The sequence below is a fragment of the Bartonella sp. MR168JLCBS genome, assembly GCF_042194175.1.
In genome coordinates this window covers 230,512-246,442 of sequence record NZ_JBHIMP010000001.1, presented here as the reverse complement: position 1 = coordinate 246,442, position 15,931 = coordinate 230,512, and the positions used below count along the sequence as shown (strand labels likewise).

The 15,931-nt window shown below is 36.2% G+C and carries 12 protein-coding genes and 1 tRNA gene; 5 read left to right on the top strand and 8 right to left on the bottom strand.

Translation table 11 applies throughout. The features are described 5' to 3' along the window. Positions 1–2: 2 nt before the first annotated feature. The 6 genes from ACFIK8_RS00920 to ACFIK8_RS00895 all read right to left on the bottom strand — a co-directional run bounded on the left by ACFIK8_RS00920 (position 3) and on the right by ACFIK8_RS00895 (position 7,744). Complete coding sequence (locus ACFIK8_RS00920; protein ID WP_375635322.1) at positions 3–857, bottom strand: YihY/virulence factor BrkB family protein; 855 nt, start codon at positions 855–857, stop codon at positions 3–5. A gap of 410 nt (positions 858–1,267) precedes the next feature. Further along, a complete protein-coding gene (locus ACFIK8_RS00915) occupies positions 1,268–2,197 on the bottom strand; it encodes a prephenate/arogenate dehydrogenase family protein (protein WP_375635323.1) in 930 nt (309 codons plus the stop codon). A gap of 1,782 nt (positions 2,198–3,979) precedes the next feature. Beyond that, positions 3,980–5,020, bottom strand: a complete 1,041-nt coding sequence (gene holA, locus ACFIK8_RS00910; RefSeq protein WP_375668852.1) for a DNA polymerase III subunit delta — start codon at positions 5,018–5,020, stop codon at positions 3,980–3,982. A gap of 4 nt (positions 5,021–5,024) precedes the next feature. After that, entirely contained in the window at positions 5,025–5,819 is a 795-nt protein-coding gene (locus tag ACFIK8_RS00905; RefSeq protein WP_015857078.1) for an ABC transporter ATP-binding protein, read from the bottom strand. Further along, positions 5,812–6,708, bottom strand: coding sequence for an ABC transporter permease (locus ACFIK8_RS00900; protein WP_375635326.1), 897 nt, complete (start codon positions 6,706–6,708; stop codon positions 5,812–5,814). Before ACFIK8_RS00900 ends, ACFIK8_RS00905 begins: the two co-directional genes overlap by 8 nt. 58 nt (positions 6,709–6,766) lie before the next feature. Further along, on the bottom strand, positions 6,767–7,744 hold the full coding sequence (locus tag ACFIK8_RS00895) for an ABC transporter substrate-binding protein (protein ID WP_375635327.1): 978 nt from the start codon (positions 7,742–7,744) through the stop codon (positions 6,767–6,769). Between the two features lie 185 nt (positions 7,745–7,929). On the opposite strand from ACFIK8_RS00895, the gene ACFIK8_RS00890 reads away from it, so the two are divergent. Then, positions 7,930–8,004 (top strand) — tRNA-Gly (locus ACFIK8_RS00890). 553 nt (positions 8,005–8,557) lie between these two features. Here ACFIK8_RS00890 and ACFIK8_RS00885 read toward each other — a convergent pair. Continuing rightward, entirely contained in the window at positions 8,558–8,686 is a 129-nt protein-coding gene (locus tag ACFIK8_RS00885) for a hypothetical protein (protein ID WP_375668851.1), read from the bottom strand. Positions 8,687–8,810: 124 nt separating this feature from the next. Here ACFIK8_RS00885 and ACFIK8_RS00880 point away from each other — a divergent pair, with 124 nt between their 5' ends. After that, the gene (locus ACFIK8_RS00880) at positions 8,811–9,293 is read left to right on the top strand and encodes a GNAT family N-acetyltransferase (protein WP_375668850.1); all 483 of its coding nucleotides are present in this window, start codon (positions 8,811–8,813) and stop codon (positions 9,291–9,293) included. 1,330 nt (positions 9,294–10,623) lie between these two features. Here the strand turns inward: ACFIK8_RS00880 and thiD are convergent. Then, positions 10,624–11,478 carry a bifunctional hydroxymethylpyrimidine kinase/phosphomethylpyrimidine kinase gene (thiD, locus tag ACFIK8_RS00875; protein ID WP_375635329.1) on the bottom strand — a complete coding sequence of 285 codons (855 nt, stop codon included), beginning with the start codon at positions 11,476–11,478 and terminating at the stop codon, positions 10,624–10,626. Between the two features lie 129 nt (positions 11,479–11,607). On the opposite strand from thiD, the gene ACFIK8_RS00870 reads away from it, so the two are divergent. The 3 genes from ACFIK8_RS00870 (at position 11,608) to ACFIK8_RS00860 (ending at position 15,681) form a co-directional block, all read left to right on the top strand. Beyond that, positions 11,608–12,405, top strand: a complete 798-nt coding sequence (locus ACFIK8_RS00870; protein WP_015857082.1) for a 1-acyl-sn-glycerol-3-phosphate acyltransferase — start codon at positions 11,608–11,610, stop codon at positions 12,403–12,405. 706 nt (positions 12,406–13,111) lie between these two features. Then, entirely contained in the window at positions 13,112–14,203 is a 1,092-nt protein-coding gene (locus ACFIK8_RS00865; RefSeq protein ID WP_375635330.1) for a D-alanyl-D-alanine carboxypeptidase family protein, read from the top strand. A 416-nt stretch (positions 14,204–14,619) separates the two neighbouring features. After that, a complete protein-coding gene (locus ACFIK8_RS00860; RefSeq protein WP_375635331.1) occupies positions 14,620–15,681 on the top strand; it encodes a CobW family GTP-binding protein in 1,062 nt (353 codons plus the stop codon). Positions 15,682–15,931: the final 250 nt, after the last annotated feature.

The following is a 15,931-nucleotide window of genomic DNA, read 5'->3' as shown; positions in this document are numbered from 1 at the left end:
TTTCATTCATCTGAATGTTGCAAATGCTTGCGATAAAACATTATCGCCGCGTTTATTTCTCCTCCCAAAATAAAAATTGCACTCAATATGTAAAGAAAAATAATAGCAACCATAATAGATGCTAACCCTGCATAGGTAGAAATATAATCAAACATTGTTAAATATTGAGCAAAAGCAATTGAAGCCATAAACCATACAAACATTGTCAGTACAATTCCTGGTAAAATATCTATAAACTTCCGCCGCTCTGCTGGTAGCCATTTATGAACAATCAAAAGGCTTACAAAGAGAACAACCGCTGCGATTATGTAACGCCATAGACGAATGATACCGATATATTCTGTAATGAAAAAAGAATGATTTTGCATAATCTTGATCAGCAGAGGTGTTAAAATCAACAAAACGCTGATCACAATAAGACCAACAGCTCCAAGAATCACAAAAAACAAACTTTGAAAACGACAAAACAACAAGCTACGCCGATCAACAACACGATAAGCTCTATTTAAAGCTGTACGTAACGCCTCTATCCCATTAGAGGCAAAATAAGCCGCTCCAATGACAGAAACTGTCAACACTCCTCCCCGCTGTATGGTTAAAACATTGATAATTTCCTGAGATAAAGGCTCTGCAATGACATCTGGTAATAACTGCACAAGTGCTTTGATTTTTTGCGGTGTATATGTAAAAGCACCAAGAAAACTGGCAAGAGAAGTTCCAAAAATAAAAAAAGGGAAAAATGCTAAAAGCCCAGAGAGCGCGACATGGCTTGCAAAAGCACTCCCATTATCACGCCAATAATGGCTTACTGCGTCAACAAGGATACGATAGCTATACCAAAAGATATTTCTTAACAAATCTCAATACTTTCTGGTAAAACTCTTCCTCTGTCTATTTCAAGCTTTATAAAAATCATCAAAACCCTGCAAACAAACATTTCCCAATGTTGCAATATAAAGGGCAATAATCAATACGGTCAAGCCTGACTTTATACTAAAACAAAAACAACAACCCACTATATGAAATTCTACAACGACTTCATTTTTTTGTCTCTTCTATAGATCCGTAACCTCTTCTGTACATCATATGCCCTATAGATAGTTAAGCACGATAATCTTGCGCACATAAGACCTTTTGAAGTCACGGTTATCTGTATCGAAGCAATCGCCACTCTTTTTTATTGCAATCTATGACTGAATAGAGAGAAAACTTCTTATCAATTTCTAGAAAAAACCAATGAAATTCAACAAAAAAACCTTGCTTTTACTCACCCTTTTTTAGAAACACTCTGACGTCCAAAATCAGGAGCATCAATTTCTTGTCCAGCATCAATAATATTGCGACGTACAGCACGCGTACGTGTAAAAAAGTTAAACAATGTCTCACCATCTCCTAAACGAATTGCCTGCTCTAAAAAAGCAAGCCCCTCACTAAAACGGCTCAACATTTCTAAAATAGCATCCTTATTATGCAAACAAATATCGCGCCACATAACGGGATCAGAAGATGCCAAACGCGTAAAATCACGAAAACCGGAAGCAGAATAAGCAATCACTTCTGAATTTGTCACCTTTTCTAAATCACTCGCTGTCCCAACAGTATTATAAGCAATCAAATGCGGCAAATGCGAAACAATAGCCAAAACAAGATCATGATGTTTAGGTTCCATCTTTTCGACACGCGCACCACAAGCTTCCCAAAACGCTGTCAATTGTGCGACAGCAGCAGCATCACTCTCAGCAAAAGGCGTTAAAATACACCAACGATTCATAAATAAATCAGCGAAACCAGCATCCGGTCCTGAATATTCCGTTCCAGCAATAGGATGCCCTGGAATAAAATGAACCGTTTTTGGCAATAAAGGCGCCATTTCCGCAATAACCAACGCTTTCGTAGAACCAACATCACTCACAATCGCTCCAGGTTTTAAATGATCATGAATATTTTTTGCCACCTCTGCACTCGCCCCAACAGGAACAGAAACAATAACCAAATCCGCTCCTTCAACAGCTTTTGCATTATCTGTCGTATAAAAGTCCCCAAGCTCCAATTCACGCGCTCTTTTCAGGGTTTCTGAACGACGCGTTGCAATAGAAATCTGAGCCGCAAGATTTTTCTTTTTAATCACCCTTGCTAAAGAAGATCCAATCAGACCGATCCCAATGAGCGCTATTTTTTCAAATTGAATATGGGGCATCTTTCACCTTCAAAGATTCTTTGCAAATGGCAATAAAGACAATTGTAAAATCATAATTTTCCGTCTGTTTGTTCAAGAATTATGCGTAAAACATTAAAAAACGACAACTAGAGAATAAAGAATAACGCAGTTTACCAATCATCACCTGCGCAAGCTGACAACAGATCATTTTACCTAGAAAACACATAAAAAATAAATGACGAGAAATCTAACATCACGCTCTAAAACTCCCACTTAATTACTGATCAAAGCACATCACTGAAACAAAATATAAATGCACTCTCAATTATGATAACAACGACTCTACATAAAATCTCATCAGTTTACTTTATCTTACTAATTTACTCATAAAAAAACACATCAAAAGCGTAAGCAGACACCAACTCTTTCCCAATTATCCCGATACATTTATTAATTTGTACATTAGACCTATATAAGAACGTATTACGCCTCCACCTACAACATCAACACAAGTTTTGTGAATATTGAAAACACCGTAAAACAACGCATACAAAAAATACCATTAAAAACATTTTCCTCTCCCAATTCCTGATACCGTAAATCAAACAAATACGAGAAAAACACCCCCTCTCAATAAAGAAAAAGTTTGATAACAAAAACACCAAACATCCCTTTAATGGAATCACAACCCTCACGTAAAATAGAACGCCCCAAACAGAATAGATTTGGATTACAAATTCATGCATTTGTTTTAAAAAGCATCTCGCTCCCCAGCCTATCTCACAACAGTGTTCGTAAATGTTATAACTATAAATCCATTAAGTACGAGCCTCTTTACACTTAATAAAACACTATCATTATATTTGCCTACCCCCCAATGTTGCGAAAATCCTTGGAATTTGAGAGCATTCATTGCTAAGATAATCATCCCTGTATCAAACATAAAAGTCTCCCCATAGGTACTGTCGTTTTCATCATAATCTATCTTGACTTTCTCCTCATCCCACGAAGATTCTTAATTCATACCGATCTGCAAACAATTCATTTTCTTATCTAAAAGATTCCACTGGTTCACTATTTTAAGTGATTCTATTAATCTATAATATATTGATTTATAAATATAATAATTGTTTTTCAATTTGAATCATAACTTCAAATACGGTAAAATTCTTCCATCACAAATCCTCTTATCAATTAAAATCTCTTGTCTGCACGTCACAAGAAGGCATGTGAGAAAAAAATGATGAAAAACGCTCTCTAATGCCAAAAACTGTAGCAAATTAGAGACTAGGCAAATATATGATAGTGCTCTGGCTTGCACTTTTATTAAGCGTAAAGATAGAGATGCTCTATGGATTTTATATTCTTCACGGAGAACTTTACCGTTATACCATTCACAAACGCCGTCGCGAAATAGATATGACGCGCATTGAAAAATATTTCTAAGAAAGCGTATGAATTTACCATACAAGTGTCTTCTGTTGTTTGAGATGCTCTGTTTTGCATGAGGGGTGTTACCCCAATTAAGGCGCTATGAACCAGCCTAATATTCACCACATACTCACACAAAAACACCGAATGCGTAAAATTTTACCTGAGCTCTATATCACGAACCAACAGTGTTTTACGGCACAACAAGATAATAAAACGGTGTAAAAACTGCCTTTCGAAGATAAATAATTTTTCTGAAGAAAAATTTCTATAAAACTTTCAAGCTCTTCAAAACTACAACTAACCTCTACTTGTTAACACAAAAGTTTTAATTGCTGAAAATACCTCTGTGGCGTACTAAAAATAAAAAATCATCATATTTTTAAACTGTTAAGCTGCCATCTGGCGTCGTGCAATAATTGTGAGCCCTAACAAAACTTGACGAATGGTAGCTTCACCCAAAAGTGGATTTTTACGACTGTCTAAAACAGCACCCTGAATTCTTTCCATTGCGTAGGAAATCTGTTCTAACTTCCAATATTTTAAAGCTTGTTCAACTGTCTTTTTCCGTTGAAAAAAAATGGGAGGCCGTGCTTGAGAAACCACCGTAAAAGGCGATTTTCCTTCAACCTCTACCTGATAACGCAATAGCTGTAATTGCTGAAAATGCCTTTGTGCTGTACTCAAAATAAAAAAAAGCGCCCCATGCAATGCTGCATGTCGATTAAAATGCACTTCAAAGCCTGATATATCACCTAATAAAAGAGCATCTATGACTTCATCTTGAGAAAGAGCACTGACATCGCTTACAACAGCTTTCACATCTTCAAGAGTAATATGAACATTTGCAGCATAAAGACAAAGCTTTTCTAATTCACCTCGTGATACAAGGCGATCCGCCCCTAAACTTTCATGCAACCATCTACGTGCATCCAAAGAAAGAGTCTTTTTAAACTGCTCTAAAACCTCATCAATCAAACCGTCAAGAGAACGCATATCATCCGCAAAACAGGGCAAAGCCATTGCTTTTGATGACGTTTCAACAGCATTGCGCAACCCTGTTCCTTTTTTTAAGTCCCCTGATTCAATGAGAATAAAACAGGCTTCTGGTGGCTTCTCAATTAAAATTTTCAAGGCAGCAAGAAAACCTTTTTGGTTAGCAGCATTAGAGATCCATATCAAACGATCTCCCCCAAAAAGCGATAACGTACGCGCTTCATTTTCCAAACGTGCAGGATCTTTATCAATTTCAGCAGCATCCAAACGAACTGTCGAAAATGGATCTTCTATTGCTACCTGTGTAAGTTTTGCAAAACATTGTGCACGCTCACAAATAAGACCACGATCTGGCCCATAAATGAGAACAATAGGAAAAGCACGTGAAAAACGCGTTAAAAACTGATCAACTTCATGTGCTTTTTTCTGAGCCACATTATTAATCCATTAACAGTTCATCATCATCAAGAACTTCCCCGCGAACTTTCTGAAACATGCCAATTAAATCATTGACATCCAAGCCCTTACGCTCCTCATGACAGACATCCAAAATCACTTTTCCACCATGCAACATCAAGGTGCGATCGCCATAATCAAGAGCCTGACGCATAGAATGAGTCACCATGATAGTCGTTAGTTTTTTCTCTTCAACGATTTTTTCAGTCAACCGCATCACAAAATCAGCCATTCCAGGATCAAGCGCTGAGGTATGTTCATCAAGCAATAAAACATCCGCATGGGCTAATGTTGCCATCACAAGGCAAACAGCTTGGCGTTGCCCACCTGATAAACTGTCCATAGGATTATGAATATATGCTTCAAGACCAATGCCTAATTGAGCAATTTTTTCTCGAAAAAATTGCCGTTTCTCATGGTTTAAAGCCGAACGCAAACCACGACGACTTCCTCGAAGAGCAGCAAGAGCCAAATTTTCTTCAATCGTTAAAGAACCGCAACTGCCTATCAAAGAATCTTGAAAAACACAAGCAACCTTTCCAGCGCGTTCACTGACTGATTGTCTAGAAACATTTTGCCCATTGATAACCACTTTCCCTGTTGAGGGAAGCGTTGCACCTGCTAAAACACTGAGCAAGGTTGATTTACCAGCGCCATTTGAACCGATAACCGTAACAAAACTACCCTGATCAATTTTAAGGTTAATATCAATCAAAGCCTGTTTTTCCAAAGGTGTTTGCGGTTTAAATGTAACCCCAACATGAGAAAACTCAATCACGTTTACGCCTCCTCCAATAGCGTGGCACAATAAGGGTTAAAATAACCAACAGTGAAGTAATCAACTGAAGATCTGTCGACGTATCAATACCAATTCCATTTGCCTCAAATGCAAATTGCACCGCCACACGATAAAGCACAGACCCCACAATACAGCTGATTATAATCCAAAAAATATTACGCGTACGAAACAAAGTTTCACCGATAATCACAGCTGCCAATCCAAAAACAATTGTTCCAATTCCACCGGTAATATCCGTTGCAATTGCAGTTTGAATATAAAGAGAACCACCAAGTGCAACACAGGCATTTGAAAGCCCCATACCAAAATAAATTAGCGCCGACGTATGAACCCCTTGAGCTGTAGCCATCCGTGGATTAGCTCCCATTGCACGCATAGCAAGACCTATTTCACTTTCCAAAAAACGCCAAATCAAAAACGCTACAACCAGCAATACAGTACCAATGAAAAGAGGACGCACAAAAATATCAGACAAACCAAACAGATTATAAAAGGGCGTTAACGCCGTATCAGCAAGCGCTAAATTAATATTAGATCCTCCCATAATTCCCATAATACGAAGATTAACCGTATAGAGCGCTGACATTGTTAAAATGGAAGCCAAAAGATTCAAAATACCAAAACGCAAATTCAACATAGCTGTTAATAAACCAGCTACCATGCCTGCACAAAAAGCACATGCCATAGCTGTCCATGCATTAAAACCTAAAAGAATCAAGACGCCACAGACACAAGATCCAAGAAGAAATGAGCCATCAACTGTTAAATCAGGAAAGTCCAAAACGCGAAAAGAGAGATAAACCCCTATAGCCACAAACGCATAAATAAGACCCAATTCCACAGCGCCAGAAAACGCAAATATATTCATGTAAAGACAATCCCCATGAAAACTTAACGTATTTTATTGTATCAACATCCTATCAAAGTTATTGAATCACTTTTGTCGCACGATCAATAACTGCCTGCGGAATAACAATCCCCGCTTTTTCTGCTGCTTTCATATCAATTCGAATGTCATTACTAGCCGCCTGCACAACATCAATATCACCAGGCTTTTCACCCTTTAGAATACGCACAACCAATTTCCCAGCTTCAACCCCTACATCATAGAAATTTACGCCCTGCGTCATAAAAGGACCGCGTCCAATAGAATTAGAATCGACAGTAAATACAGGAACATTTGCTTCCTGTGTAACTTTTGCTGCTCCTTCTAAAACAGAAAGAACCGTATTATCAGCGGGAATAAAAATAACATCCACTTTACCAATTAAAGCCCGCGTTGCCGCCTGAACATCAGAAGGTTTTGGTGCCGATGAAGGAATGACTTCAATTCCAACTTTTTTTGCCACATTCTTTAACACCTTAAGTGTTGAAACAGAATTTGCTTCAGAAGCATTATAAAGATAACCGAGTTTTTTCAAATCTGGTTTTACTTCTTGTAAAAGTTTAACACTTTCTGCAACATCTATACGATCAGAACTTCCCGTCATATTACCGCCAGGTTTGGTAAGCGAAGAAACGATTTTAGCTCCAATAGGATCAGAAATCGCAGCAAAGACGATAGGAATTGTTTTTGTCGCCGCAAGCATTGTTTGTGCTGAAGGCGTGGTAATCGCTACAATAACATCAGGTTTATCACCAACAAATTTACGTGCAATTTGCGTTGCTGTTGAAATATTGCCTTGCGCTGATAAAAAGGTAAGTTGAAAATTTTCACCTTGCTTATAGCCATTTTCTGCAAGAACATCTTCCACACCTTTACGAACGGTATCCGCAGCAGGATGGACCATAATCTGTGTAATTGCAACTTTAACGCGTTTAACTTGGTCATCCGCTTTTGCAACACTGTTCATCATAAAAACAGCTGCAATGATAATCCCTAATATTTTTATTCTCTTCAACATTATACTCCACCCCTCTCTATGCAAAATTAAAAAAGGAATAATCTATTACTGAAGAATCTTCTAAAATCAATCTTTATTTCAATTTATTAAAACATGTACAAAATAAATCAAACTAAAATGATATTTTTTTGTTGCAATTCGTAGAAGCCTACGCCATACAGGCAAGACATATATCGAATCGGTCAGCGGGTGTAGCTCAGGGGTAGAGCACAACCTTGCCAAGGTTGGGGTCGTGGGTTCGAATCCCATCGCCCGCTCCATTGAATTTTGTATTTATTCGCTCTTGCGTGTGTAGCTTGCCAGCGGGTTTTGTATATTTTGCCACTAGGTTTTGTGCCAATTTATTTTTTCTCAAAGAGTTTTAAGATTCGTAATTTCTTGTGAAGCATCTATTGGATTGGGGCTTAGATCATAAGATAACAATTTTTAACTTAGACGGATTTTTTCTGGAAGGTTACCGTTGTCTATTAGGTCGTTAAATCCGTGTAAAATAAGCTTGAAAAGCGAGATGGACAATTCCCATTGGTTCATGACGTTATTTGGCAACAATAACTTTATTTCTTGCAATCCCGAGAATAGTTTTTTCAGTATTCGCGGCAGATCTTTTACGACCTTGGCAGGTTATAGAGGCGTATTTAAAAGAATTTGGGATTACTTTTGAGCTAACGGATTTTCTTACAGCCCCAATATTAAAAGATTAATTAGAAATGATGAGCCATGACAAGAAAAACAAATGTTAAACAAATCAAAAATTGACTTATCATTAGAGAATAATTTTTGCTCAAAGGTACGTTTTTTTACCAAAATCATGCCCTAAAATGAAGGTTGTTGATTTTCCAAATGGAGTACTTCTGTTAATTCAACATTTGCTTCAGACACATTCAATATTGTCTCTGCTAAAAGTTTACAAGAAATTATACCTACAAACCAAGCAAAATCCATAATCCATTCCTTTAATGCACAAAAACTACCTTTAGCTTGGTGGGTTGGACCTCATTCGTCTCATTATAAAGTTGATGAAGTTCTCTTATCTATTGGTTTAGAGCATGTTGAAACAGAGGTAGGAATGGCAGCTTTAGCACAAAATATAGACTCACATGTTACTTCTACGCCAGATAATTTCAAAATCAAGGAAGTTGAATCACTTCAAGATTTTAGAGATTACGGAAATGTTACGGCATCAATCTTCGAGCCTTTTGATGAAGAAGCGGTTATATTTTATGAAACAATAGGCCGTTGTTATAAAAAAGGTCCCGATGTAGAGATGTTCGTTGGTTACATAAATAATAATCCTGTAGCAATATGTTTTTGTATTAAAGCAGATGGAGTTGGTGGAGTGTATGATATTGTCACCAATCCAGATTTTCAGAAAAAAGGTGTTGGGACATTCATGACAAAAATTGCTATTGAGCATTTAAAAAGAAAGAAATGTCATGTTATTGGTATGCAAGCATCTCACGAGGGAATTGGCATTTATAAAAAATTGGGTTTTATAAACTTTGGTGAATTTAAAGTTTATTCCAATAAACACATGATCATTGAGCGATGAATTCTTTTCATCGATAAGCGAACTTATTATTTTCAGCAAAACTCAAATACAGAAAACCAATCTATACAACCAAGAAAGTTTAGCCAATCTTCTTTAATACTGATAGTGAAAAGTTAAAAAAGTTATTACAAATATAATTGTTTCAAATGACTCACTCAAATTTTCTTACTTTTATAATTTTCAGGATCATTGTCTTAAAAAAGATATCTATCACAGATCTAAGTTGAACAAGTGAAAATTTTATTTGATATGATCGATAATTTACTGTCTGTTACTGATAATTATAAAAAACTCGAAAAAGCAAATATTTAAAACTACAGTTATATCATAGTTTGTTAGATGGTTAGTCTGTTAGTCAATTAATAGAAAAAATCTTCGCTTTATACAATAACCAAAGGAGCTTCAAAACCCTTTTAAAGGTCCTTTATGTATATTGTTTCTTTTTTTAGATTACAGTTGATGATGAGAAATCTCTTTAAAATAAACATGTTAATTAATAATATAAGTGCACTCTACTTGAAGCATACTATTTTATATGAGGAACAAAACTTCAATCAACGTAAAATAAGGTGTTGAACAGTCATAGTGCACAATAAAATCAAATCATTTTAAATACTTAATGGTGAAATCCATTAAATGACAGAATAAAAATTCAAGTTTGAAAAGATTAAACCACACGCTACAAGTCTATTGAAACTCCGATTGTGCGATCGACTACCTTCTCGCTAAAACTTAATCACTATAAATATAAAAACCTTAAAGCCGCTCTAAATCCATAAAAGTTTCTAGATCTTGCTGTATTAAATGTTGAAACTCCTCACGGCTGCTCATCTGAAACGCCAACAATTCCATAAAGCAGTTCCATAAAAAGAGGATAATGACGTTACGTATCAATTGCCATTTAGAAAACCCTACCCATGCCGACAAAAAATTCTGTAAATATTAGATATATTCAATAATTTTTATAACGACTTCGGCTCATCCTGTTTTGCCACCAATGTAAGAAACAGCAAATATGGCGGGATCAGCCAGCTTTAATATCGCCTTGTAAAAGGTCTTTCCCTCTACTCTTTTTGCTATCAAATCCTGATTTTACAATTCCCTGCTCTCTTTTTATACTCAAAATTGCCTCTGAAACAGGATAGATTAATCGTAAAAAATATATAAAAGAAATAGATTATAACATTTTTTTCTCATTCTTCTTAATACAAAATAACTGTTAATCTACAATGCGCTAACACTTATCAGTCATAAGTCCAAAACAGCATATACAGCATATAATGACGAAACAAATTCATAGAGTGAAGATTTTTCACAATCAATTATTGTATTAATCTTTCCATAATGCATAAAAATGATGAAGCGGCCCTCGCCCTTTCCCTACTTTTAAAGCATTTGAGGCAGTTAAAGCGCCATGCAAATAATCTTTTGCTTGTTTAACAGCGCAATCCAAAGGTTGGGTAGGTAACAGAGCTGCAATGGCGGCAGAAATGGTACACCCTGTCCCATGATCATGAGTGGTTGAAAGACGAGAAGCTTCAAGTATAACAAGGTTTTCACAATCACAATAAAGATCTGGACTAGAATAATCGTAATTTTCTGTACTATTCTTGGTAAGCGTATTCAAATGTCCCCCTTTTAACAAAACTGCATGACACCCTAGCGCCAAGAGTCGTGGAGCATATTGATACATAGTCTCTAAAGACCATTGCACTTCACCTCCCAATAACAGTGCAGCTTCAGGCAAATTTGGCGTGATCAAAGTTGACATCGGCACAAGAACATCACGCATAATTTCAATTGCATCAGACTTTAAAAGAACATCACCACTTTTTGCAACCATAACCGGATCAAAAACAATAAAACGTGCTTTATGATAAGCAAGACGTTCTGCAATAACCTGTGCAATCTGAGCATTTGCAACCATACCAATTTTAACGGCATCAACATGGATATCCTCAAAAACAGAATCAATTTGATCTGCAACAAAAGAAGCATCTAATGCCTGAAAAGAACGCACACCCTGAGTATTTTGTGCAACAACAGCTGTAACCACACTCATACCATAAGTTTTCATAGCTGAAAAAACCTTCAAATCCGCCTGCATTCCAGCGCCACCAGAAGGATCTGTTCCCGCAATAGATAAAATCCGTGGAATAAAAAGTTTATCTTTTTGTAATTCCATCAACCTCTTTCCTTCTGTTTTTAAATATCGGAAAATGAGTTACCGAAAAAATAGATGCTTGAAAAAACATAAAGAAGATGTTTTCTCATGTGAATTATATTATATACGAAGTCTTCTTATAGATATAAAATGGAAAATGTAGTGCTTATCCTTCGTTCTATTCTTTTTACGTTCGCTTTTTATACAACAACTTTCATACAAATGATCCTTTACGCTCCCGTTTATTTTTTAATGCCCCGCAAAAAGGCATGGATTGTCCCTAAAACATGGGCGCGCGTTACACTCTTTTTGCAAAAATACATCGCAGGTACAAGTTATGAGATTGAAGGTTTAGAAAATCTTCCCAAAGGAGCTTATATCATTGCTCCAAAGCATCAATCGGCTTGGGAAACTTTCAGTCTTGTTCCCTATTTAGATGATCCTACTCTCATTTTAAAACGTGAATTGATGTGGATTCCATTGTTTGGCTGGTATATGGCAAAAACACAAATTATCCCCATTAACCGTACAACGCCCATCAAAGCCTTAAAAATGGTTATACAAAAAGCAAAAGAGAAAGTAAAACAAGGGCGCCAAATCTTGATTTTTCCCGAAGGAACACGCCGACAACCCGGTCAAGAACCAGATTATAAGTCAGGAATTGTCGCGCTCTATAATGAATTAGGGCTTCAAGTTGTGCCTATTGCACACAATGCGGGTTTATATTGGCCACGCAATAATTTTCGCCGCTATCCCGGAACAATTCGTGTCCGTATTCTTCCCCCGATAGAAGCTGGTTTAAGCAAACGTGATTTTCTAGATCAACTTGTCCAAAAAACTGAAAAAGCATGTGATGAACTGCTTCTCTTAGCAGCTCAAGATCCTACCCCTCCTCCTATGCCACCATACGCTGTTCAGAAACTTCAAAAACTAAATCATTCATCATGAAACAATGTATTGATTGATCAGAATAATGCATCACTTTGTATATTGAGAAGAGTATATGGAACAAAAATATAAGAAAGATACTTCAAACTTTCTAATTCAAAATTATAAAACACATGTACATTATAAGAAATGACCAATGTATGAATTTTTTTTGAGAAAGAATTCTTCCTCTCTTTAAAATCGTTTAAATAACATACATAATATTGATTTATAAGGATATTTTATCGTTATTCAACTTGAATGAGACCTCGAAATACCGTAAGATTCTCTCATTTCAAATCTATTCCATATTGAATCAATTAGAATCATTTGCTTGCACATTACAAGCAGGGATATCTGTGTGAATAAAACGATACAAGAAAAGATTAAATGCTTTTTACGACCCCTCTCAAGTGCCAAGGGCTGTCCTAACAGGAGGACAAGAAAAATGTATGATTATGCCGATTCGTTCCTTCCTAAGAAACATCAATCCCCCAAGAACCTGAAATCTTGTACAATCTTCATTATTTAAAAAGTATTTCTTAAGATACTGTAAGTCATCAAACCAAATTCAAGGGGAAAATAAAAATGAGTATTGGTTTTTATCTCCGAGACACAACGGATACAGCAATTAACCATCTTTCCTTCCTAACCTAGACTTAAAAGCTTTGTGTGCTACATTAAAACAATTCTAAATAACGAATAAGAAGGAACTCGATTTAAATTAATGCAACGTCTCTTCTATAATTTATTTTTTTCTGTGATTTTGAGTTTATTCAGCGCTGTTGCTCTAGCGCAGCCTTTTATTTCTGTTGATGTTACAACGGGGCATATCTTAAAACATAATCAAGCTTTTGAGCGTTGGTACCCTGCTTCCTTGACAAAATTAATGACCGCTTATGTTATTTTTCGTGCCATGAGCCGAGGGGAAATTTCACCAGACAAACATATCACCATCAGCGAATACGCCGCAAAAGCTCCCTCATATCGTTCAGGCTATAAAGCTGGTTCTGTACTCACACTTGATACAGCCTTAAGTATCACCATGGTTAAATCTACCAATGATTTAGCCATTGCCATGAGTGAAGCTGTTGCAGGTTCACAGAAAAATTTTGTACGTAAAATGAATAGCGAAGCTAAACGTTTAGGCATGTTTGGAACGCATTTTGCGAACGCAAGTGGTTTACCAGACCCTCAAAACTACTCCACAGCGCGCGATATTGCTCTTTTAGCCGTTCAAATACGTCGAGAATTTCCACAATATGCTCATTATTTTTCTATTCCAGCCATTGATTTTGGTAACAATCGAAAAGTCCAGCATAACTCAAACAACCTCATTGGCCGTTTTTATGGAATAGACGGTATGAAAACAGGCTTTATTTGTGCCTCGGGTTTTAATCTTGTTGCCTCAGCCACACGCAATAAACGTACAATTATTACTGTCATTCTAGGTGCTAACAACATAACTGAAAGAGAAGAAAAAGCTGCACAACTTCTTGAAACAGGATTTTTGCACCAAGGAAGACCCCAATTAACACTAGCAACATTAAAACCTTATGGGAGAAATATAACACAAGCCAACAATATGAGACAACAAACATGCACACCTGAAGCCATAAAAATGCATGCAAATTCATATGATGATCAAGGAAATATTATTCTCACCTCACCTTTTATCACTGCTCCACCTCCTTTTTCTCATCCTTTACCAGTACATCTCATTCGTACGCCAAAAACACCTAAAATAACAGTAAAGCCACTAAGAAAGCCCTATAGTTCGTATAAAAGACGCGCAAACCATTCTATAAAAAAGCCATAAATCATAATCTACGATTAATTATAATACTTTGATTTATAATGATAATTAATTATTTTGTATCTTATGTTAGAACCACAAATGTTGTAAGATTCTCTCATTTCAAATCTGTATTTGTTGAATCAATAAAAACCAGTCTCTTGCACATCACGAGGTAGATGAACATGTAGATAAAATAATTAAAACAAGGAATAAAAATTCCTCCTATAAATTCTTTCAAGAACCAAGAATTATCATAACATTGACGCTAAAAAAGTGTATGATATACCCTGCATACACCTACCTTTATAAGCGTAAAGATAGTGGTACAATGGATTTCATAGGGTGTTAACCATTATATCCCTCACGGACACCATTATAAATTGGTTAGACGTACGGAAATATGTTTTTTTAAAACAAAACCACGGTTGATGATTAACATGAAAATAAAGCGCATCCCTCTCACGCTTATTACTGGTTTTTTAGGCTCTGGCAAAACAACTTTGCTCAACCGTATGCTACAAGACCCTATTTTAACAGAATGTGCTGTTATCATCAATGAATTCGGCGAAATCAGTATTGATCACCTTCTAGTTGAAAAAACGACAGAAGGAATTATTGAGCTTGCCAATGGTTGCTTATGCTGCAATTTACGCAGTGATCTCATCGATACATTAATTGATTTAATAAATCGCGTTCAAACAGGACAGATCAAACAACTCAATCATATTATCATTGAAACCACAGGGATGGCTGATCCCGCCCCTATTTTACAAATACTTTTAAGCCACCCGTTATTTATTCAAACATTATCCATAAATGCTGTTCTTGCAACATTTGATACATTAAGCACACTTTCCATATGTGAGCGCTACCCTGAAATATATAAACAATTAATATTTGCTGATAAAATTATTCTCACCAAAACAGATCTTAGAGACCCACAAACGCTTTCAGATACGCTCCTTAACACACTTAAAACGATTAATCCTACAGCACAAATCATTGACGCCCATTCTGAAGATTTTTGTTCAAATCTGTTAATAAATAACACATTATGGGATGAAAAAGTAGAAAATACAAAACTTAAACAAAATCTTACGACTACCCCACATGATCATACCCCCCATAAAACCATTCGTACCTTTTCACTCAACTGTGAGGGTCCTGTTGATTACGCCACAATTGAAGCTTTTTTAGATCTCCTACAAGAGCGTTATGGTACAAAACTATTACGTATTAAAGCAATTATCGCACTGCATGATGACCCTTATCGCCCACTTGTATTACATGGCGTACAAACATTTTTTCATCCTCCCATAAGATTGCCAGCATGGCCAAAAGGAATAAAACAAACACGTTTTGTCATCATTGCCGATGGTGTTGAAAAAGAAGCAATACAAAAGCTCCTCAATGCTTTCTTTAATAAACCAGCAATAGATACTGCAGACAAAACAGCTCTCTTAGAAAATCCTCTGATCATTCCAGGAATAAAATTTTAATTTTTTCTCACCCTCAATGATATAACATTAAATTCATTGGCACCACCATCTTTATGCTTTTAAAGGAGCAAACTGATAGCCTCATACTCTTGCCAGTTAAAAATGTTTTAGAAAACTTGGCACTTTAGAGTACTCATGAAAACTATCTGTGCTCTTTTCTTTAAGAGTTTTATTCACATGCTAATCCAATTTTATGGTGTGCAAAAAATGGTTTCGATTGATTCATTATAAACAGATTTTAAGATAAAAG

Excerpts from the sequence above, each read along its gene's own strand:
- ACFIK8_RS00885 (WP_375668851.1), bottom strand. The coding sequence starts at position 8,686 with ATGGATTTTGCTTGGTTTGTAGGTATAATTTCTTGTAAACTTTTAGCA.
- ACFIK8_RS00860 (WP_375635331.1), top strand. The coding sequence starts at position 14,620 with ATGAAAATAAAGCGCATCCCTCTCACGCTTATTACTGGTTTTTTAGGC.
- ACFIK8_RS00880 (WP_375668850.1), top strand. The coding sequence starts at position 8,811 with ATGGCAGCTTTAGCACAAAATATAGACTCACATGTTACTTCTACGCCA.
- ACFIK8_RS00900 (WP_375635326.1), bottom strand. The coding sequence starts at position 6,708 with ATGAATATATTTGCGTTTTCTGGCGCTGTGGAATTGGGTCTTATTTAT.
- ACFIK8_RS00865 (WP_375635330.1), top strand. The coding sequence starts at position 13,112 with ATGCAACGTCTCTTCTATAATTTATTTTTTTCTGTGATTTTGAGTTTA.
- ACFIK8_RS00915 (WP_375635323.1), bottom strand. The coding sequence starts at position 2,197 with ATGCCCCATATTCAATTTGAAAAAATAGCGCTCATTGGGATCGGTCTG.
- ACFIK8_RS00895 (WP_375635327.1), bottom strand. The coding sequence starts at position 7,744 with ATGTTGAAGAGAATAAAAATATTAGGGATTATCATTGCAGCTGTTTTT.
- thiD (WP_375635329.1), bottom strand. The coding sequence starts at position 11,478 with ATGGAATTACAAAAAGATAAACTTTTTATTCCACGGATTTTATCTATT.
- ACFIK8_RS00870 (WP_015857082.1), top strand. The coding sequence starts at position 11,608 with ATGGAAAATGTAGTGCTTATCCTTCGTTCTATTCTTTTTACGTTCGCT.